This window comes from Carboxylicivirga fragile (genome assembly GCF_050589805.1).
Classification (GTDB): Bacteria; Bacteroidota; Bacteroidia; order Bacteroidales; family Marinilabiliaceae; genus Carboxylicivirga; species Carboxylicivirga fragile.
This window is the reverse complement of sequence record NZ_JBNGOY010000005.1, coordinates 114,588-135,789: the sequence shown is the minus strand read 5'-3', so window position 1 is coordinate 135,789 and position 21,202 is coordinate 114,588. Positions and strand designations below refer to the sequence as shown.

Sequence of the window (21,202 nt, the reverse complement as noted above, 5' to 3'; positions counted from 1 at the left end):
GTATCTAATTTGCTTATTCAGATTAGTTATTACCCCCGATAAAACAAGCAAACCAATGCACTTCCTTAATTCAATAATGATAAGCTAAACAGTATATTTTTCATTATTTAGTTTGATTTGATGCAACCAATATAAGGATTAATCCAATAATGCGTTTCGATAAAATCGATATTGAGTGTGGCGAACTCCGATCCTATCACGACCAAAGTGCTTAAGCTGTTTTGAAAAACTAAAAAGAGCATTCTTTTATGTGTTGATAGATAAAAAAAAGAAGGTGCTTCTATGCTCTATACTTTTACTTCAAAACCGTATAAAATGAAGTATCTAGTACAAATTATCTGGCTAATGACGTGCATAATAAGCATGCCAACAATAGCACAAACAACTATCAACGGAAGAGTGGTTGGAACGGACAACGAACCGATCCCATTTGCAAATATTCTGGTTCTTAATCAGGTAGATTCCTCTTTAATTCAGGGAGGCATAAGTGATTTTGATGGATTGTTCTCTATTCCATATAAACATGAAGGGTCTGTATATGCATCGGTGAGTTATATTGGATACATGCCATCTGAAATTGCCATTAGTGAGCAAGTCCGTCAAATCGAATTGGGAACCATTACTCTTGAAGAGAATGAGTTTGCCTTGAATGAAATCGTGGTTAAATCCCGGGTTCCATTGTTCGAGCAAAAAATCGACCGAGTTGTAGTGAATGTACAGAGTAGTGTAACCAATGCAGGCAACACGGCTCTTAATGTGTTGAACAAATCGCCTAATGTTGTAGTTAATCGAGCCACAGGACAACTAAGCTTGCAGGGTAAGGCGGGTATTTTGGTTATGATTAATGATAAGGAAGTGCAGATGGAAGCCGGCGATTTAATAAATCTACTGGATGGTATGCCAGCTGCAAACATTAAAGAGATAGAATTAATAACAACACCGCCTGCACGCTATGATGCTCAGGGAATGGCAGGTATTATTAATATTAAAATGCTCGATGATACAAGTGATGGTGTTAAAGGCAGAGCTTCGGTTTTTGGCGCTATTTCCGACAGGCCTAAGTATGGAGGAACCTTCAATCTTAATGTAAACAAGGGTAAATTTTTTGTCTATGCCAACTTATCGGCCAATGTCGATCATAGTGATCAGTATGTAAATCTGAATTCAAAATTTGACTACCCTGACAAGACGCTGCAATCGAATATGAAAAGTACACGAAGTACGCTAACTGGCCTCTATTCCGGCGATTTTGGATTAGGCTATAAACTACGCACTGGTACTGAAATAGGTCTGAGATTTAACATCTATAATCGCGATTTCACTATGAACTCCGAGGCACACACTGTGAATAAGAATGATACTGAGCAATCGAATGAATTGGTATATAGCGACGAGATCAATTACATGATTCGAAGTCTTTATAATGCATACATCAATCATGATTTTTCAGAGCGTATAAAACTAAGTGCTGATTATGATTTTGTTAATGTTTATCGCGACAACCCAACAGAGTATCACACCATAAGAGATAAGGATACCGACGAAGAAAGTGAACAATTATCAAAATCGCAGGCCGAAACACCTTTGAATATCCATGTACTAAAAAGCGATTTAGAAATAGATGTAAATGGAAACATCAAGCTTGAAAGCGGTTTGAAATATACCTATTCGGGTTTTGAAAATGATGTGTCGCTTGCCCGTTTCGAAAAACAAATTTATGTGAGTCGAGAAGAGTATACGCAAAGATATACAATGAATGAAAACATTTATGCCGGCTATGTTTCAATGGACTGGAAGCTGGGTGCAAAACTCATGATAAAGGGAGGCGTACGTTACGAAAACTATAATATACACATGAGCAGTAATACCGAGGGTGTCTTGCTGGATAATTCACAAGGCCAATTTTTTCCAAACGCATTTTTTAATTACACTGTAAGCGAAGACAAGGAAATTAATGGCTCATTTGCCCAACGTACTCAACGTCCCGGTTTTCTTCAACTGGCACCGTATTTTTATTTCTTTAACAGCAATACCTTGTTTACCGGCAATCCAAAATTAAGCCCGGCACAATCGTCAATGTTTAAGCTTAATTATCGCTATAAACGTTTAAATGTTGGCTTGGAATATACTCGAACAAACGATCCTATTTTTACCTGGCAACCGGTAAAAGATGTTGACCGCCAACTCTTGGTAATAGCACCATCGCAAGGTATTAAAAGTAATATTTATGCTCTAAGTCTAACGGTGCCATGGAAAATTACAAATAATTGGGAGAGTAACTATAGCTTACTTAGCTATCATCGAAACGAAACAACTGCTATTATGAACCAGCCGTATAAGGTTGAATCAAATAACTTCAACTTTTCAATGAATCATAGCTATCAGATAATTAACAATTGGATTATTGAGCTGAATTACATGTACAATTCAAAGTACATGGAAGGAGCTACAGAAGTGGCTCAAACATCATCGCTTGATTTAGGTTTGATGCATAAATTTAAAAATGGTGCATCACTAAGCTTTAATATAAATGATGTGTTTCAGGATGGGATGCAATATGTGGTTAATTCTGTGGTGCCTGAACACGGAATGCAATACGATTTTAAATGGCAGGCACCTAGTCCGGTGTATCGAATAAGCTTATCGATACCGCTTGGTAATAAAAAAGTGAAGGTGCACGAACATAGAAGTCATGGTTCGGCCGATGAATTAAATCGATTGTGAGTGCAACCTGGGGCGCGACAACAAGCAGATTGGAAATGGTCGCACCCCAACAAAAAAAAGATTAAATTTACTTATCGTCGCTGAACTTTTCGTAATTCAGTTTTTTAAAAACCTCATTCCTAAACACAGGACCAATTGGTAACTCTTTCTTTTTAATAATGATGGAGTTTGTTGTAAAAGAGCTAATGTATTTGAGATTAATGATAAATGATCGGTGGATGCGCATAAAGCTATTTTGCGGCAATAGCTTTTCCAGAGATGTTATGGTATGTCGGATGGTAATTGCGTTCTCATCGCTATAAATTTTCACGTAATCGCTTAGGCTTTCGATGTGCGATACATTACAAGTGAGTAACTTATGAACCTGATTCTTCTCTCTGACATAGATAAATTCATCATCCTGTTTCTCACTTTTATGATAGCTTATTTCGTTGGATGGCTTGTTGTCCGAATTTAATTCGATGAACTTATTTATGGCTTGCATGAAGCGTTGGAACGAGATGGGTTTCAGTAAATAATCGATCACATTTAGCTCATAACTCTCAATTGCGTACTCGCGATAAGCCGTTGTAAAAATCACCTTTGGAGGGTTAGGGAAATTTCGTAAGAAATCGGTACCCTTCATTTCCGGCATATTAATATCCAGAAACATAAGGTCTACCTTGTTTTCACGAAGAAAGTTCATTGCCTCAAAGGCATCATGACAAACACCTAATACTTCAAAGTCGTTAAATTTACTTAGGTGAGCTTGTATAATTTCGGTAGCTAGTGGTTCGTCATCTACAATAAGACAATGAGTAGGCATAACACAAGAATTAACAGTTAAGATTAAGTTGAACTTTAAACATTTGATCTTCACTTGAAATATCCAGTTGGTGCCGCTTGGGGTAAACTAAGTTTAATTGGCGACGAATATTTTTTAAACCAATACCTTTTTCGCTAGTACTTACATGTAAAGGATAGGAATTGGTAATGTTAAATTGAATGCCGTTTTTCTCAGCAACAATTTTAATATTTATTTCAGGGCGTTGCCTGTCGTTGCTGGCGCCATGTTTAAATGCATTTTCAACAAAAGGAATAAGAATGAGTGGAGCAATATTACAAGCCGATGGGTCTCCATCCACTTTATATGATAACTTAAGTCGATCTCCATAACGAATCTTTTCAAGCTCAATATAATTCTCAATTATAGATAGCTCTTTGGCCAGTGTCACCCGTTCTTCTTTAGAATGATATAACATATAATCCAAAAGACCCGATAATTTTAAGACTACATCAGACGCTTTGTTAGAATTTTTTAATGTTAAAGCATAAAGATTATTGAGCGTGTTAAATAAGAAATGCGGGTTAATCTGTGATTTTAAAAATTTAAGTTCCGACTCCAATTTTTCATTTTCAATCTTCACTTTATATTGCTGATCAATATACCACCACTTAAATAACTTAAGCATGCCCGCAGCCAAAACAATGCCATAGTTTGATATAATGCTCACAAAAATTTTTGAGTAGTACAATAAGGGCATTTCATCCGCATCAGCAATATTCATTGAAATAGCATAATAGCGATATACAAACCAAATAACAGAACCAAATAGCAAGGCATGTACAAGTGAATAACTTATAAATCGACCATAGTCTCTTTTAATTATAAGCGGAAGCAGGAAGTATAGCATGAAATAAGTAAAAACTATTCGTATCGGCATTAATACAGCATTAATACCTAATTCCCGAAGGTAATTATCGGTGTATCCACCATAGCTAATGACATAACTAAGGTAAATAACTGTCCAGAAAAGGATGTGCCAAAGAAGGCGATATCGGAATATGATTGGTAATTGACCTGATTTCATGTTTTGCAAATATCTTCTTAAAATAAAAGTAATGGAATTTTATTTGTCCAAAACCATAAATCGACTAATTCGGTTTTTAGTACCATAAAAAGGATGATAAATAAGATAAACATCTACGAATTATTTCAATGTACTTATCACCAATAGTAGTTTTAGAATTTCATTTTTATGCATATATATGGTTTAAATACTATTTGCATTACAGTCTTATTTCAGACAAATAAACCTTTTTTTAACAGGGCTTAAGCTTTAATCACGAAAAATAGCAGTACCTTTGCGGCTCATTTGGATTTAAGTTATGCAAGAGATTAGAAATGTTGCCATCATTGCCCACGTCGATCATGGTAAAACTACCCTGGTAGACAAGATGTTAATGGCCGGGAAATTGTTTAAAGATCACCAGGAAGTTGGTGAACTCATCATGGACAGTAACGACCTGGAACGCGAGCGCGGTATCACTATTCTGTCGAAAAATGTGTCCGTAATGTGGAAAGGTATCAAAATTAACATCATTGATACACCTGGTCACAGTGATTTTGGTGGAGAAGTTGAACGCGTATTAAACATGGCCGATGGAGTTCTTCTATTGGTGGATGCGTTTGAAGGCCCTATGCCTCAAACACGTTTTGTACTTCAAAAAGCAATTTCTCTTGGATTAAAGCCAATTGTAGTAATTAATAAGGTTGACAAACCAAACTGTCGCCCTGAAGAGGTGCACGAATCAGTTTTTGATTTAATGTTCTCTTTGGATGCGACCGAAGATCAATTGGATTTCCCATCTGTATATGGCTCGGCCAAAGAAAACTGGATGAGTACCGATTGGAAACAAAAAACAGACAATATTGAGGCCATTTTTGATTCGATCATTGAGCACATTCCTGCTCCGGAATACATCAAAGGAACGCCTCAGCTTCAGATAACTTCACTTGATCACAGTAAATACTTAGGTCGTATTGCCATTGGTCGTTTGCATCGTGGTGAGCTAAAAGTTAATCAGGATGTAAGCCTTGTGAAACGTGACGGTAGCATAAAGCGTACTCGTATCAAGGAAATAAACGTTTTTGATGGCCTAGGCCGTTCTAAAGTGGAGAGTGTACACTGTGGTCAGATATGTGCCTTAATTGGAATCGAAGGTTTTGATATTGGAGATACCATTGCAGATCTTGAAAATCCGGAGCCATTGGAGCCAATAGCCATTGATGAGCCTACAATGAGTATGCAATTCACCATCAATAACTCACCTTTCTTTGGAAAAGATGGTAAATACGTTACATCACGTCACATAAAAGACCGCTTAGACAAGGAGCTTGAGAAAAACCTTGCTTTACGTGTTGAAGAAACCGATTCGGCTGATGCCTGGAATGTATATGGACGAGGTGTGCTGCATTTATCAGTACTAATCGAGACAATGCGTCGTGAAGGTTATGAGTTGCAAGTGGGTCAGCCACGTGTTATCATCAAAGAAGAAATGGGTGAAAAACTTGAGCCAGTTGAGGATTTAACCATCGACTTACCAGAGCATCATTCAGGTAAAGCCATTGAAATGGTATCGCAACGTAAAGGTGATTTAAAATCGATGGAGAAAAAAGGCGATCGTGTTCACCTTGAATTCAATATACCATCGCGTGGTATTATTGGTCTGCGAAGCAACATGCTGACGGCTACTCAAGGTGAAGCTATTATGGCCCATCGTTTCATCGAATTTCAACCATGGAAGGGCGATATTGAAAAACGAATTAATGGTTCCTTAATTGTACACGAATCAGGCACATCTATTGCTTACGGTATGGATAAACTTCAGGACAGAGGTAAATTCTTTATTGCCCCACAAGAAGAAGTTTATATGGGACAGGTGATTGGTGAAAACAACCGTGATGGCGATTTAGTTATCAACGTTACCAAAGCCAAAAAGATGAGTAACATGCGTTCATCAGGTGCCGATGATAAGGTGAAGTTAGCACCTCCTATTCGTTTTAGCCTGGAAGAAGCATTGGAATATATTCAGGGCGATGAGTATGTTGAAGTAACTCCAAATGCCATTCGTTTAAGAAAAATATTACTTTTAGAGCACGAGCGTAAGCGCTCAACTCTTAAGTAAAACATAACCGGTGATTCTCGAATTATCGGGTTAGCAAGTTTGAGGTGACTATCGTAAGATAGTTGCCTCTTTCTATATTAAAAGCTGCCATAAAAGCCATTGCGGTTTTCTAAAATCATCTGCAAATGAAAAGATGATAAAAACATTTGTTTATATTTAACATGCAAGTGTAACAATTTAAGTTGCACTACAATATTTTATAGTGTATCCTATAAGCTAGAGCTTTAGTTATAAAAACTAAACTTAATAGTTTTGGGAAAGAGATACACAAGAGCAAATTCAAAGTATTTATAGCATGAAAAGAAAAATAGAGATTTTAATACCGATAATGCTAGCGCTTACTTATATAGTATATATTTTATATAAAAACGAATATGTGTATGAAAAATACTTCAAAGAATATGTAATTGTTAAGTGCATTATTACAAGCAAGGCAGTTAATAAAAATTACGAACAAACAATACAATACAAGTATAAAATAGATGGCTATGTTTATCAAGCATCATACGCTACTGATATACAAGTAAACATAGATGTGGGGAATAAGTGCTATTGTGTTTGCAGCAAAGAAGATGTTCATTACAATATCTTTTTACCTGTACATAATATTGATAAAGCAAACTCAGTCACAAATGATAGCGAGAAAATGAAAAAATATCTCTCGAAAACACAAAAAGCAAGATACCTTTCAAGGAACAACTAATGAAAATCTGATTTCCTCGTTTTGATTATGCCAATAAAGAAACGTTCCTTTTGCAATAATCTCTACTTCGCTTTATGAACAGATAATATCCAAGCTGGTGGCCAAACTCGCCGAGGTCTAGTCCATTAATAGGCATCTAAGGAGCGGCTCTCTCCTGCAAGCTGCCAATAAAGAGCCGCTCCTTAAGCTCACGGGGTGCGACTACTGACAGCTTGTAAATAGTCGCGCTCTGGGTTGACACTACAAACTCTCTAAAAAAGCTTCTACAGCCTTCCAATAATCCACACTGTCGTCAAACTGCTTCCACAAGGCACGCGATCCATGATTACCTTTGGTTTCTGGCAGAAACGATTGTTTATTTTCACTAGGAATAACTTCGAATATGCCTTTCCAATAGGCATGCTCATCTTTGGCAGACGTAATAAAAACAGGCGCTTTTATGTTCTTGGCCGATTGTGTTATCCAGTCGTCGCTTTTTCCATAACGGGTAAAGTATTCACCTGGGGCAAACGACAAAGTAGCATCGGCTATTCCAGGCTTATCACCAGCAATCTTCAATACCAGGGCCGATGAATAAGAACTCCCCCAAAGTATTAATTTCTTATACTTATAGTTTTCTTTTACATACGCAATAGCGGCATACATATCAGGTAAAGCGTCCGGATAATCCTGCGCCAAAGACTTTTCGGCAGCGCGTTTAGCTGTCTCATTCTCGACCTCATTAACGGTTTTGCCACTGCGCTGATCAACAGCCATGCAATTATAACCCAGTTCGTTTAAGCGAGGTGCAATTTCCAAGTACTCTCCTCGACTCCATCCTGCCTGATGGAAAAGTATAATAAATGGTGCATCGTCATTGGAAGTTAAGTATAAGTCTGCAGTAACTTTCAAACCATCTTTCGATGAGAACTGAATGGTTTGAGAAGTAGCATTAAAAGAAAGACTAAAAACCACTAGGAATAGTGATTTAATAAAAAGCATTTTCATAGGTTTAATGTTAGATAAATAAATATTTTAATCCACATACAAGGACAAGTTAATATTAATTTACCCTTATTACTGTGTTATTTATTTTCAACTTTCTTAAGCAAATCAGGTATTATAGCGATAATCCTCAAGTATAACTCATTGCTTAATGGGTAATTACCTCAAATAATATTTGGAGAATTAAAAAACATCATTACATTTGTAGTGTACTATTTCAGTATAACAGTTAATATTTGAAGCATGATAAACATTAAAAACCTAAGCTTTGCTTATAAAAAACAAGCTCCCTTATTTCAGGATTTATCCTTAACGGAGGGTACAGGTCAAATTATTGGCCTGCTTGGAAAGAATGGCGCCGGAAAAACAACTCTACTGCAATTAATTGCCGGAATGCTGACTCCAGCCAGCGGCGAAATTTTAGTTAACAGCTACAAATCAACAAAACGTGAAGCATCGTTTCTGGAATCAATTTATTTTGTACCCGAGGAATTCACAATGCCAAGTATTAAAATGTGGGATTTTATCGAAGCTTTTATTCCATTTTATCCGCGCTTCGACAAACAGTTGCTAGACGATTTAATCAATAAGTTTGAGTTAGATCAACAAAAGAACTTATCAAAGATGAGTCATGGACAAAAGAAGAAATTTCGCATAGCCTTTGCCCTAGCAACACGTTGTCAACTCATTATTTTAGATGAGCCAACCAATGGACTGGACATTCCATCTAAAACTATTTTTCGTCAGTTAGTAGCCGGATCACTTCAAGAAGATCAGACAGTAATAATATCTACGCATCAGGTAAAAGATGTAGAAACACTTATCGACAAAATAATTCTAGTTGATAATGGTCAAGTGATATTTAACCAAAGTATCATCGACATCTCTGAAAAATACGATTTTAAGATTGTAAGTCACCTGCCTGATAATGTATTGTACAGCGAGCTGAATCCAATGGGATACAACATAGTAACACCATCAATTGGAGAATCTTCAGAAGTTGATATTGAATTATTGTTTAACGCCATTAACAATGGCAAAACGTTTAACTAACAAACCAAATACGATGAATAATATTTTTAACATAAAGAGATTTGGTAAGTTGCTTAAACAACAGTACCATTTATCGAAGAAAAGTGCAACCTTATCGTTGCTGTCACTATTTATTGGCTACACCCTCATTACCCTTTTTACTTTAATGGCAGACAGGCACTTTGATGCAATACAATGGGTTCCACTCTTTATTATACTATGTGGAGGAGTCGCTCTCCCATTTGCAGCATACGCTTTTCCTGCATTTAGAAACAAAGGTCTTACTTTCGATTTTATTTTATTGCCTTGTTCGCTAATTGAGAAATTTACGCTGAATTTAATAGTAAGGATACTTTCACCATGGTTAATATTACCATTAGTGTTTTATGTTAGCTCACATTTGGCAAGTGAATTAGTCTTGTGGTTTTCACCCGATCGTTTTATTGAGTCTTTTTCGTTCACAACGATACTACAAGAAATTGGGTCAGAAAAACTCCCCTTTATTCTTACACTAACCATCCTGATCGCGCTTATTGCGCAATCGGTCTTATTTGCAGGCGGAGCAGTTTTTGGCAAAAAGCCACTCATAAAAACCTTGGTTATACTTGGCGCAACAACAGCAGTAGTTATTTTCTATTTCTTTTCAATTATTGAATGGGCCGAACTATTTAAAAACGGCAGAGTGCCATGGCTCATAATTTTTGATAATAAAGAGAGTACGGCAAAAGCATTAGTTGTTGGGATAGAAATATTTGTATTAATCACCACTTGGGCATATGCCTTTTTTAGAGTGAAAGAAAAACAGATAGCATGATGGAGTTTAAAAATAACAAAGGCATCTTTCAACAGATAGCCGATAATATATGCGAACGTGTTTTGTCGGGCGAATATGCGCCAGGCGACAAGGTACAGTCGGTACGAAAACTAGCGGCTACGCTAGGTGTGAATCAGAATACCATAATGAGAACTTTTATAGAATTACAACACAATAATATTGTTGAAAACCGCAGAGGTGTTGGTTACTTTGTGACAGACAATGCCCCTAAAATGATTAGAGACATGCGTAAAGAAGAATTTACCCAAGAAATATTACCTGCATTTATTCAACAAGTTAAGTTGTTAGGTATTACCCGAGAAGAATTGGAACCTTTGTTTAATCAATTAAAGGAGAACGAAGATGAAGACAAGTAAAAAGATTCTAATCGCATTTCTATCAGTTTTCTGTATAAGCCTACTTTCTGTGATGATAACAGTGGAAAACCCTGGCGACAGCAGGAATGAAAATATGGAATATGTCGAAGTAGCTCTACCCAATTTTAATGTAATTGTAGTTCAAGAAGGAGCTCGTGTACAGCTTAACACAAACGATTCTTGCAATATTAAGTACTCTCACAAAAAAGATGCGCTAAAAGAAATTCCTTACCAACTTTTAACTGATACTTTAATTTTGAAACCAGCCAAATCTGGCGATCGTAATTTTCACTATACCATTAATTTAAAACTGATTAATGCATTAATAGTTGAAGGCGGAAATGTCGACGTTAATTTGCGGCAAGACAGCATTTTGGTTACAAACAGTCAAAAAGGAAATGTAAATGTTTTCAAAAACAGCTCTTTTAAACACTTACAGCTTGAAGCAAATGAAAAGTCACGTTCAAACATATATACAGCGAATATTAAATCATTAATGATGCATGTAAATAATGCGGAAGTATTTTCCAACACTCGAATTTCATCTGTAAATTTAGATGCTGAAAATAAGGCTAACATTACCTTGCAACATGTGAAAAAATTAACAGTTAATTGTGATTCAACATCTACATATCGAATTTATTAATAATTTTTCTTTAATCTTTAATTTAAATGAATAGTAAGATGCCACATAGATACATTAATCTACATACGCATCGCCCCACAGGCATTGATAACCTTACTGAAATTGTTAATATTGAGCTTTCCAATACTTTGCCCAATGCACTGCCTGAATACTGTTCATTGGGCATTCACCCATGGCATGCAAGTGATAATAATATTGCATTAGATAGACTCAATAAACATGCTAAAAACAAGCAGTTTATTGCCATTGGAGAAACGGGTTTAGATAAAGTACGTTGTGGTACTTACGAGCAACAATTAGACCTGCTTCACAAGCATATTGAGTTATCTGAGGAGTTACATAAACCTCTAATATTACACTGTGTTAGATACTACAACGAAATTATTACTTTAAGGAAAGAATTAAAACCGAAACAAGCATGGATATTTCATGGCTTTAATGCTTCGGTGGAAATAATGAAACAAGCTACCAATCACGGTTTCTATTTTTCCTATGGGCCAAGTATATTAAATTCTAAATCGAAAGCCGCAAAAAGCTTACTCCACACACCAAGTGATCGCCTGTTTTTTGAAACAGATGATTCAACTGAATCCATTGAAAACATTTATACAAAAGCAGCTCATATTTTAGGAATACAAATCAATGATTTATTATCTATTACAAATGATAACTTTAAGTTTTTATTTAATTCAATTTGAGATTAATTAATAGTTGAATCTGGTAATAGCCATTCATTCTGCGTATTTTAGTTGAATGACAGAATTACTTAATCCTTTAAATACTTCATGGAACACATGGTTAATCACTTTGTTTTGTGCATTTCTAATAGGTGTTTCTAAAAGCGGATTGAAAGGTTTAGGTATGGTATCGATACCTCTTCTCGCCTATCTTTATGGCGGCAAAGCTTCAGTAGGTATACTTCTTCCATTTCTAATTATGGGCGATGCGCTTGCACTTTCCTTTTATTTTAAGAGTGGCAAAATTAAATACATCATTAAGCTCATCCCATGGGCTGTAATCGGAATTTTAATAGCGGTCTATGTGGGAAATCAGATAAACGACCAACAATTCAAACATGCTATAGCCATTGCCATTTTAGTGTGTTTGGTATTATTGCTTTACAACGAGTTTCGAAAAAGCAAAATTAACCTGACTTCACATCCTGTTTTTAGTGGATCGCTTGGCTTGATGGGTGGATTTGCCACAATGATGGGCAATGCGGCTGGTCCCATCTTTAATCTCTATTTATTATCGATGCGCTTGCCCAAAGAAAGTTACATTGGTACGGGAGCTTGGTTCTACCTTTTTCTAAATTGCTTCAAAGTGCCGTTTCATGTACTAAGTTGGCAAACCATTGATTTAAAAACCATTCAGTTAAACATTGTTATGTTCCCTGTTTTGTTTGTAGGCGCCCTAATCGGAAAACGAATTGTTAAGCTAATACCTGATAAACAATACCGCTACTTTATTTTCGCTGTCATATTGTTATCGGCTATCCTTCTGTTTTTCAAATAGGCATAGACAAATCAACGTTTGACTTGAATTAAATCATGTAAATTGTAAGTACTTTATTGTACCTTTATGAAAAATTTGAGTCACACTACGTTTTTAAAAAGTCATAGAAATGAATAATATCGATTGGAGTAATTTGTCTTTTAGCTACATGAAAGCCGATTACAATGTTAGGTGTTACTACCGCGATGGCAAATGGGGTGAATTAGAAACTAGTTCATCTGATCAGATTAGCATTCACATGGCGGCTACTGGTTTACATTATGGACAGGAAGCTTTTGAAGGCTTAAAAGCTTTTAAGGGTAAAGATGATAAGACACGCCTTTTCCGCGTTGAAGAAAATGCAAAAAGAATGCATAACTCAGCAGTTGGTACTATGATGGCCACTGTTCCGGAAAAAATCTTTGTTGATGCTGTTGTCAAAGCTGTTGAACTCAACAAACGATTTGTACCACCTTACGATTCTGGTGCTTCATTATATATTCGTCCATTGTTAGTTGGTACCGGTGCTAAAATTGGTGTTTCTCCAACTGATGAGTATTTATTTATGGTGTTTGTTATGCCAGTTGGTCCTTATTTCAAAGAAGGATTTAAACCAACCGACATGATGATTTCACGCAAATACGACCGTGCTGCTCCACTTGGAACGGGACATATTAAGGTTGGTGGTAACTATGCGGCTAGCTTACGTCCGGGCGACGAAGCGCATTCAAAAGGATATTCAGCAGTTCTTTTCTTAGATAGTAAGGAAAAGAAATACATCGACGAATGTGGCCCTGCTAACTTCTTCGGTATTAAAAACAATACCTACGTTACGCCAAAATCGGATTCTATATTACCATCAATCACTAATAAGAGTTTAATTCAATTAGCTGAAGATATGGGAATGACGACTGAGCGTCGCCCAATTCCTTTGGAAGAGCTAGGTACCTTTGAGGAAGCCGGTGCTTGTGGCACAGCTGCGGTGATCAGCCCTATCGGTAAAATTGATGATGTGGATGAGGGTAAATCATACATTTTCAGCACTAATGGTAAAGCTGGTGAAATTTCTGAAAAGCTTTACAATAAACTAAGAGCTATTCAGTACGGTGACGAACCAGATACACACGGTTGGGTTACTGTTATAGAGTAAAGAAGATTCGAGAATCTTGAAATATATAAACCTGTGGGATACGTCTCACAGGTTTTGTTTTTTATTGAAGTATGATAAAAATTCCAAAAGCTTCTGTATTTTAGCAAGTAAACCATAGCTCTAAACCCTATGCTTTTTAATTCCATTGATTTTGCAATATTTCTACCAATAGCCTTTTCGCTCTATTGGTTATTGCAGAAATCTGGAAATAAGCTTCAAAATGCTTTCATCGTTGTTGCTAGCTATTATTTTTATAGCTGTTGGGATTGGCGTTTTCTTTCCCTTATAATCTTCAGTACTATTGTTGATTATAGTGTTGGACTTGCTCTTAGTAGAGAAAAAAAGAAGCTAGAACGTCAACTGCTCTTATGGACCAGTATTACTGTCAATTTAGGTTTTCTTGGCTTTTTCAAATACTACAACTTCTTTCTTGATAACTTTATTGAATCATTCAAGTTTTTTGACCAGCAGATTTCGGGCAATACTTTAAATATCATTCTTCCTGTCGGTATTAGTTTTTACACCTTTCAAACCTTAAGTTATACTATTGATGTTTATAAGAGGAAGATAGAGCCGACAAGGGATTTTATTGCTTTTTCTGCCTTTGTAAGCTTTTTTCCGCAATTAGTTGCAGGGCCAATTGAGCGAGCAAGTAACTTATTGCCTCAGTTTTTTACACCTCGTAGATTTGATTATTCTCAAGCAGTTAATGGCCTGCGACAAATACTTTGGGGCTTGTTAAAAAAAATGGTTATTGCCGATAACTGTGCTGAATATGCCAACCTGATTTTCAACAATTCTGCTCAATATTCCGGAAGTACTCTTGCGCTTGGAGCTCTATTTTTCACCTTTCAAATTTATGGAGATTTCTCTGGCTACTCCGACATAGCAATAGGAACAGCACGCTTATTCGGGTTCAACTTAAAACAGAACTTTGCCTTCCCCTACTTTTCAAGGGATATGGCCGAGTTCTGGAGACGCTGGCACATATCTTTATCTACATGGTTTCGCGATTATCTCTACATCCCATTAGGAGGCAGTAGAGGGACTATCCTGAATCAAATTAAGAATGTATTCATCATTTTTATCTTCAGCGGATTATGGCATGGTGCCAACTGGACATTTATAGTTTGGGGAGCAATTAATGCACTATACTTTTTGCCGCTCTTACTCCTCAAACGAAATAAAGTAAACACGAATATTATCGCCCAAAATTCATTGTTGCCAAACTTTAAAGAACTCATCGGTATGCTCTTAACCTTTTCGTTAACGGTAATAGCTTGGGTTGTATTTCGAGCTGATAGTTTAGCACATGCCTGCGATTATTTATCAGGAATATTTTCCATGTCTCTTATTAGCGTCCCGGATTTTCCAGATCGTATTCATGCTTTTAGTACGCTTTTGCTTGTATTGTTCTTACTAATAATTGAATGGATAGGTCGACGAGGACAATATGGCCTCGAGAGAATAGACTTCATAAAATCTAAGCCCCTTAGGTGGTGTTTCTATTTAATTTTAGTATTTGTTATTTATTGGTTTAAAGGCAGTACCCAGGAATTTATTTACTTTCAATTCTAAATGAAGAAGTTTATTCGACATATCATTTTATTTAGCCTTTTAGCCATTGCATTTGTTGAAGCAACATGCGCTTTTTTGATTTATACTGAGGTATACCTATTCAATTACCCTGGAAAATACATTTATGAAGCCATAAAAAAGAGCAAAGTTAAAAGCAAGGCGAAAACTTTAATTTTAGGTGATAGCGTGGGACGACAGTTTTTTCCAGTCAATTCTTCATCGGATAGCATCAATTCGCTGGCTACCAATCAAGCTATTGGCTTAATTGGTCAATACCTTTTGCTAAATAATTATTTGAAGGCTGGTAATCAAATTGATGAAGTAATACTTTTGTATACTCCATTTTCATTTAAGGATAATCTGGATCAGGAATTTACCTATCATTATTTCTTAAAGCCATTTGATAACGAGCAAAATAGTCCCTACTACTCAGCAACCGTTCGAGAACAAATAGCCAAAATACCTTACCATCAATTTCATCAACTTCCGCACATCAAAGCCACAAGCTGGGCGCCAAAATTTGAACTAGATAGTTCACCAAATAACACATTTTTATCACCAATCGCCATTGATTATCTCAGTCGAATTAAAACCCTTGCAAATCAGCACAATTGCCAATTGAAGCTAATTTCTCCTCCTATAAATATTGCCAAGAGAGAACTACTTAAACAACTAGATTTAAGCACCATATCTGAAACCAATCTTGAAACTAAATTTCAGAAATACTTTGCTACCATCACCTATGTAGATAGCACACTGTTTGTTGATGGTATTCATTTAAAAGATCCGGAAAGAATGATGAGTCAATTCAAACAAAAGGTGCTTAATTAGGGAATATCAATTCGTATATGCATATGCAGTTTTTTCTTTTAACTTTGGGCTTCATTTATGAAAACAGCAAAACACCATGACCGATAAGCGTATAGAGAATATAAATATTAATGCAGAACAGGCCATTATTAAACCATCGGCATTGAAGAAACTCTACCCACTCACCGAGAAGATTATTAATACGGTTCAAGAGGGGCAGCAAACGGTTAAAAACATCTTAAACAAAGAAGATAAGCGCATATTGGTTGTAGTTGGCCCCTGTTCCATTCACAACATGGAATCGGCCAAAGAATACGCTCACAAACTAAAAGCCTTGGCTGATGAGTTAGATGATACACTCTATTTGGTAATGCGGGTATATTTCGAGAAACCACGAACAACGGTTGGATGGCAAGGTTTTGTCAATGACCCATATTTGAATGATAGCTGCGCCATTGAAGACGGTTTGAAACTCTCGCGCGAATTACTTTGCTACATTGCCGATTTAGGCTTACCTACAGCAGGCGAAGCTTTGGATATTGTTACGCCTCAGTACATACAGGATTTATTCTCGTGGACGGCCATTGGAGCACGCACCACAGAATCACAAAGTCATCGAAACATGGCCAGCGGATTATCATCGGTCGTTGGCTTTAAGAATGGTACCAAAGGCAGTATCGACATTGCCATAAATGCACGTGTTTCGGTAGCCTCTCCACATAATTTTGTAAGTATCGATCCCGACGGAAATGTAGCTGTTGTTAAAACCAATGGCAATCCTAATTCGCACATTATATTGCGTGGCGGCACCGAACCAAATTATTCGGAAAAATACATTAGCGAATACACAAAAGAGCTAGAAAAAGAAGGTCTTGATCCACGCATGATGATTGACTGTAGCCATGCCAACAGTAGCAAAAAGGCCGAAAATCAAAAACTTGTTTTGGATGATATTGCACAACAAATTGCTGCTGGCAACAAATCGATTATGGGTGTGATGATTGAAAGTAACCTCAACTTTGGTGCTCAAAAAATCCCTGCTGATTTAAGTCAATTACAATATGGCGTTTCGGTTACGGATGAGTGTATTGCCTGGGATGAAACCGAAAAAATATTGAAGGAATTTAGGGAGAAAATAAAAAACCACTTATAAAAAAAACATCTCTCTAAAACCGCTTATTTCTGATTACATACAACACAAACCGAAAGCTTATAGGAATATGATGCCACAGGGTTGAAAATAATCCGAAATAATTAACCATAATCCGAAAGCGCTCCTTCAAACCAGGAACGATATTCTGTTTGGTTAATCCACCATCCAGAAAGCGGGATAGAACAAGTTCAGTGTTAACCACTGTCTTTGCTTTTTTCAGAGCAACAAGGCACCATTCAAAATCTGCCGAAAATGTATATTTGGTATTATAAAGTGAAGCAATATTTCGTGCTATAAGTATGGATTGATGGCTTACTAACATCCCATTTTTAAAATCGGTCCATGACAATTGCTTAGGCGGTTGCAAGCGACGCTCTCCTATCAATTGACCTAAAGAGTCTATCATAACCGTATCGCCATAATAAATATCGGCTGTTGGATTTTGATCAAAGAGTTGACTCAAAGTATCTGGCGCAAATACCTCATCACCCGAATTGATGAACCATAAATAATCGCCAGTAGCCATTTTTATACCCTTGTTCATGGCGTCGTAAAGTCCCTTGTCTGGTTCCGATATCCATTTCGAAATCGAGGATTCATATCGCTTGATCAACTCAACTGTTCCATCTGTAGACCCACCATCTACAATTATGTATTCAATGTTGTTATAAGTTTGAGAACAGATACTTTTTATGGTCTTTTCAAGCGTATCTCTTCCATTGTAAACAATGGTAATAATGGAAACCGTTGAAGCCATAAGGGTTATTTTAAAAGTGACTTATAGACTTCAAGATATTGATCTGCCACTACCTTTTCCGAGTAATTTTCTACAACATCTTTTCGCGCCTGCTTACTGTATGCCTCAAGATCATCAACAAAAAGCGATACATAAAGCCCATTAGCTAAACTTAAGGAGTTTTTAACTTCGGCTAAATAACCAGATTTTTTATGATCCACCATTTCCGGTACTCCACCGATACTAAAGCCCACAACAGGTGTTCCGCATGCCATGGCTTCCATAACGGTATTAGGCAAGTTATCTTGTAAAGATGGCAAAGCATAAATATCAGCAGCATTATACAAATCAACCAAGACCTTAGGATCGGATACAAACGAAAACGAATGAGTTTTAAAGGGAAACATTGCTTCGGTATCCTTATTCATTTTACCAAAAACAACTAATTCTGCAGACTCGGCAGCCTTTGGAAAATTCTCATTCAAAACAGACAAGGCTTCAATAAAGTAGCGCATGCCTTTTCGCTGATCGTTAACATTGGCTGCTCCAAATAATATGAGTTTCTTATCTAAAGGCAAGCCCAATCGTTTACGCGCTTCAGACTTATCGTAAGGTTTATAGAAATCAATATCTATTGGGTTTGGTATGGCAAAAGAATTTTTCTTACGAAGTAATTTACTTTCTTGTGCCAATCCTTTCAGCCACTTACTACAGGCAACTATTGAGAGGGGAGCCTGGGAATATATCTTCCGTTTTTGTGCAAATAACTGCGCCGATAAATCTTTCTTAGAAGGCTTACGAAGAAATGGGCAATAAGAACAAAATTCTAAAAATTCCAAACAGCTTCCTGCATAATGACAGCCCCCAGTAAACGACCACATGTCGTGCTGAGTCCAAACAATTGGTTTTCCTAAAGAGAATAATTTACCCAATGTTTCTAAGGATAAAAAACCTTGATTCACCCAATGCAAATGGATAATATCAGCTTCTTGCACCAATGGGTGGTTCGAAATGTCTATACCAACATTGGCAGGTGAAAAAGCAAAACGTACAGAAGAACTGCGCTCATATGGTAAGAAACACAGACGTTCGTAGGCGAAGCGAGCAAATGCTTTTTGACGATGAATAAAGCCACGATCAACAGCGTGTACACCCTCTTCATCTCGCACTAAATCTTGAACCAGCAATTTAGCATCAACACCATTTCGGCGTAATGCTCTATTCAAGCGATTAGATGCCACAGCAGCACCACCGCCCATATCGGTTTTATTTATTAGTAGAACTTTCAACTTTCCGTCCAATGGTTAAAGGCGCTAAAGTAATAAATATTTTGAATTCCGAATATAACTATTGTCTCTCGAGTAAGTTATTGAAGTTTACTTTAATCTTTTAACTTGTCTGGAAAATCAATCGTATAATGTAAACCCCTGCTTTCCTTTCGCTTACGTGCCATTTTTATGATTAAATAACCAACATTAATTTTATTCCTTAAATGACATATTTTCTCAGATACCTTAGAACCCTGGAACAAACTCTCTGTTTCGCGGTACAATACTTCCAAACGATCATAGGCTCTATCTAAGCGAATATTGGATCGAACAATACCCACATACTTACTCATTATCTGTTGTACTTCCTTATTGGATTGAGTTATCAGAATCATTTCCTCGGGGTGAGAGGTTCCTTCATCGTTCCATGTAGGAATTCGCTTATTTATCTCAATCTTATCAATTGATTTAACGGCATCCTTAGCGGCAGCATCTGAAAAAACAAGTGCTTCAATCAATGAATTACTTGCCAAACGATTAGCGCCATGTAAGCCAGTGGAAGCACATTCCCCAGTTGCATATAAATTATTAATGGAGCTACGACCGTTTAAATCAACCTTAATACCTCCACATAAATAGTGGGCAGCAGGCACCACCGGAATCATGTCTTTGGTGATATCAATTCCTACGGATAGACATTTCTTATATATATTTGGAAAATGCTGTTTCGTTTCTTCAGCATCTTTATGCCTTACATCCAAATACACATATTCATCACCCCTTAGTTTTAACTCATTGTCGATGGCACGCGCTACTATATCACGAGGGGCTAAACATCCTCTTGAATCGTAATCGTGCATAAACTCTTCCCCATTTATTCGACGAAGAATGCCACCATAGCCGCGCATCGCTTCAGTTATCAAAAAGGATGGGCGCACAGATAAGTTATAAAGTGAGGTTGGGTGAAATTGAACAAATTCCATGTTTTCGATTATGCCCTTTGCCCTAAATACCATGGCTATGCCATCGCCCGTTGCAATTAAAGGATTGGTGGTTGTTTGATACACACTTCCAATGCCTCCGGTCGACATCATGGTGGTTTTGGCCAAAATAGTCTCAACCTTTCCTATTTCCTTATTTAGGACATAAGCTCCATAACATTGAATATCGCGCATCCAGGGCTCAGTGACTTTACCTAAATGATGTTGCGTAATAATATCAACTGCAAAATTATGTTCCATCACCGTAATCGATGGATGATTCTTTATCTGGGAGATAAGTGCCCTCTGTATTTCAGCACCCGTATTGTCTTTATGATGTAGAATACGATGCTCTGAATGACCGCCTTCGCGATGAAGATCGAATTGCCCCTCACTATCCTTGTCAAAACTCGTTCCCCAATTTAGTAACTGATTAATTTGCTCTGGTGCTTCGGTAATTACTTTACGAACCGCTTCAATGTTACAAACCCCATCACCAGCTATGAGCGTGTCTTCGATATGCTTTTCGAAAGTGTCTGGATCGTACATCACCGACGCAATACCCCCTTGCGCATATGCGGTGTTAGTTTCTTTTAATTCTGTCTTACTTACCACAGCAACAGTACCGTATTCAGCTACTTTGAGTGCGTAACTTAAACCGGCTATGCCAGAGCCAATCACTAAAAAATCAAATTCCTGTGCCATCTAGTTAGAATGATTGTTGATGCAAAGGTAGAAAAAAGTGAATATGATTGGCATTGATCATAGAATGGAAAATTCTATTTTTACCTTTGGCTCAACAGTA

The 21,202-nt window shown here is 37.0% G+C and carries 19 protein-coding genes; 13 read left to right on the top strand and 6 right to left on the bottom strand.

All coding sequences use genetic code 11. From position 1 onward, the window contains the following. Nucleotides 1-315: 315 nt before the first annotated feature. Nucleotides 316-2,724, top strand: a complete 2,409-nt coding sequence (locus ACRD7B_RS03745) for a TonB-dependent receptor domain-containing protein (protein WP_430823131.1) — start codon at nucleotides 316-318, stop codon at nucleotides 2,722-2,724. Nucleotides 2,725-2,791: 67 nt separating this feature from the next. On the opposite strand, the gene ACRD7B_RS03740 is transcribed toward ACRD7B_RS03745, so the two are convergent. Continuing rightward, complete coding sequence (locus ACRD7B_RS03740; RefSeq protein ID WP_430823130.1) at nucleotides 2,792-3,529, bottom strand: LytR/AlgR family response regulator transcription factor; 738 nt, start codon at nucleotides 3,527-3,529, stop codon at nucleotides 2,792-2,794. Between the two features lie 10 nt (nucleotides 3,530-3,539). Then, nucleotides 3,540-4,574, bottom strand: a complete 1,035-nt coding sequence (locus ACRD7B_RS03735; RefSeq protein ID WP_430823129.1) for a sensor histidine kinase — start codon at nucleotides 4,572-4,574, stop codon at nucleotides 3,540-3,542. A gap of 298 nt (nucleotides 4,575-4,872) precedes the next feature. On the opposite strand from ACRD7B_RS03735, the gene typA reads away from it, so the two are divergent. Further along, nucleotides 4,873-6,672: a translational GTPase TypA gene (typA, locus tag ACRD7B_RS03730; protein WP_430823128.1), complete on the top strand. Its 1,800-nt coding sequence runs from the start codon at nucleotides 4,873-4,875 to the stop codon at nucleotides 6,670-6,672. A gap of 295 nt (nucleotides 6,673-6,967) precedes the next feature. Beyond that, nucleotides 6,968-7,375 carry a hypothetical protein gene (locus ACRD7B_RS03725; protein WP_430823127.1) on the top strand — a complete coding sequence of 136 codons (408 nt, stop codon included), beginning with the start codon at nucleotides 6,968-6,970 and terminating at the stop codon, nucleotides 7,373-7,375. Between the two features lie 240 nt (nucleotides 7,376-7,615). Here the strand turns inward: ACRD7B_RS03725 and ACRD7B_RS03720 are convergent, their stop codons facing one another. Then, complete coding sequence (locus ACRD7B_RS03720) at nucleotides 7,616-8,356, bottom strand: alpha/beta hydrolase (RefSeq protein WP_430823126.1); 741 nt, start codon at nucleotides 8,354-8,356, stop codon at nucleotides 7,616-7,618. Between the two features lie 246 nt (nucleotides 8,357-8,602). Between ACRD7B_RS03720 and ACRD7B_RS03715 the strand changes: the two genes are divergently transcribed. The 10 genes from ACRD7B_RS03715 (at nucleotide 8,603) to ACRD7B_RS03670 (ending at nucleotide 17,413) form a co-directional block, all read left to right on the top strand. Then, nucleotides 8,603-9,412, top strand: a complete 810-nt coding sequence (locus ACRD7B_RS03715) for an ABC transporter ATP-binding protein (protein ID WP_430823125.1) — start codon at nucleotides 8,603-8,605, stop codon at nucleotides 9,410-9,412. Then, complete coding sequence (locus tag ACRD7B_RS03710; RefSeq protein ID WP_430823124.1) at nucleotides 9,393-10,205, top strand: hypothetical protein; 813 nt, start codon at nucleotides 9,393-9,395, stop codon at nucleotides 10,203-10,205. The genes ACRD7B_RS03715 and ACRD7B_RS03710 overlap by 20 nt, the downstream gene beginning before the upstream one ends. Further along, nucleotides 10,202-10,582, top strand: a complete 381-nt coding sequence (locus ACRD7B_RS03705; protein ID WP_430823123.1) for a GntR family transcriptional regulator — start codon at nucleotides 10,202-10,204, stop codon at nucleotides 10,580-10,582. Before ACRD7B_RS03710 ends, ACRD7B_RS03705 begins: the two co-directional genes overlap by 4 nt. Continuing rightward, the gene (locus ACRD7B_RS03700; protein WP_430823122.1) at nucleotides 10,569-11,228 is read left to right on the top strand and encodes a hypothetical protein; all 660 of its coding nucleotides are present in this window, start codon (nucleotides 10,569-10,571) and stop codon (nucleotides 11,226-11,228) included. The genes ACRD7B_RS03705 and ACRD7B_RS03700 overlap by 14 nt, the downstream gene beginning before the upstream one ends. A gap of 26 nt (nucleotides 11,229-11,254) precedes the next feature. Then, a complete protein-coding gene (locus ACRD7B_RS03695) occupies nucleotides 11,255-11,926 on the top strand; it encodes a TatD family hydrolase (RefSeq protein ID WP_430823121.1) in 672 nt (223 codons plus the stop codon). 55 nt (nucleotides 11,927-11,981) lie between these two features. Beyond that, a complete protein-coding gene (locus ACRD7B_RS03690) occupies nucleotides 11,982-12,743 on the top strand; it encodes a sulfite exporter TauE/SafE family protein (RefSeq protein ID WP_430823120.1) in 762 nt (253 codons plus the stop codon). A 109-nt stretch (nucleotides 12,744-12,852) separates the two neighbouring features. Next, entirely contained in the window at nucleotides 12,853-13,872 is a 1,020-nt protein-coding gene (locus ACRD7B_RS03685) for a branched-chain amino acid aminotransferase (protein ID WP_430823119.1), read from the top strand. A 129-nt stretch (nucleotides 13,873-14,001) separates the two neighbouring features. Next, nucleotides 14,002-15,450: an MBOAT family O-acyltransferase gene (locus ACRD7B_RS03680; RefSeq protein WP_430823118.1), complete on the top strand. Its 1,449-nt coding sequence runs from the start codon at nucleotides 14,002-14,004 to the stop codon at nucleotides 15,448-15,450. Next, entirely contained in the window at nucleotides 15,451-16,281 is an 831-nt protein-coding gene (locus ACRD7B_RS03675) for a hypothetical protein (protein WP_430823117.1), read from the top strand. A 76-nt stretch (nucleotides 16,282-16,357) separates the two neighbouring features. Further along, nucleotides 16,358-17,413, top strand: coding sequence for a 3-deoxy-7-phosphoheptulonate synthase (locus ACRD7B_RS03670; RefSeq protein ID WP_430823116.1), 1,056 nt, complete (start codon nucleotides 16,358-16,360; stop codon nucleotides 17,411-17,413). A 13-nt stretch (nucleotides 17,414-17,426) separates the two neighbouring features. On the opposite strand, the gene ACRD7B_RS03665 is transcribed toward ACRD7B_RS03670, so the two are convergent. The 3 genes from ACRD7B_RS03665 to nadB all read right to left on the bottom strand — a co-directional run bounded on the left by ACRD7B_RS03665 (nucleotide 17,427) and on the right by nadB (nucleotide 21,102). Further along, nucleotides 17,427-18,170: a glycosyltransferase family 2 protein gene (locus tag ACRD7B_RS03665; protein WP_430823115.1), complete on the bottom strand. Its 744-nt coding sequence runs from the start codon at nucleotides 18,168-18,170 to the stop codon at nucleotides 17,427-17,429. A gap of 5 nt (nucleotides 18,171-18,175) precedes the next feature. Then, nucleotides 18,176-19,438 carry a glycosyltransferase family 4 protein gene (locus tag ACRD7B_RS03660; RefSeq protein WP_430823114.1) on the bottom strand — a complete coding sequence of 421 codons (1,263 nt, stop codon included), beginning with the start codon at nucleotides 19,436-19,438 and terminating at the stop codon, nucleotides 18,176-18,178. 92 nt (nucleotides 19,439-19,530) lie between these two features. Continuing rightward, the gene (gene nadB, locus ACRD7B_RS03655; RefSeq protein ID WP_430823113.1) at nucleotides 19,531-21,102 is read right to left on the bottom strand and encodes an L-aspartate oxidase; all 1,572 of its coding nucleotides are present in this window, start codon (nucleotides 21,100-21,102) and stop codon (nucleotides 19,531-19,533) included. Nucleotides 21,103-21,202: the final 100 nt, after the last annotated feature.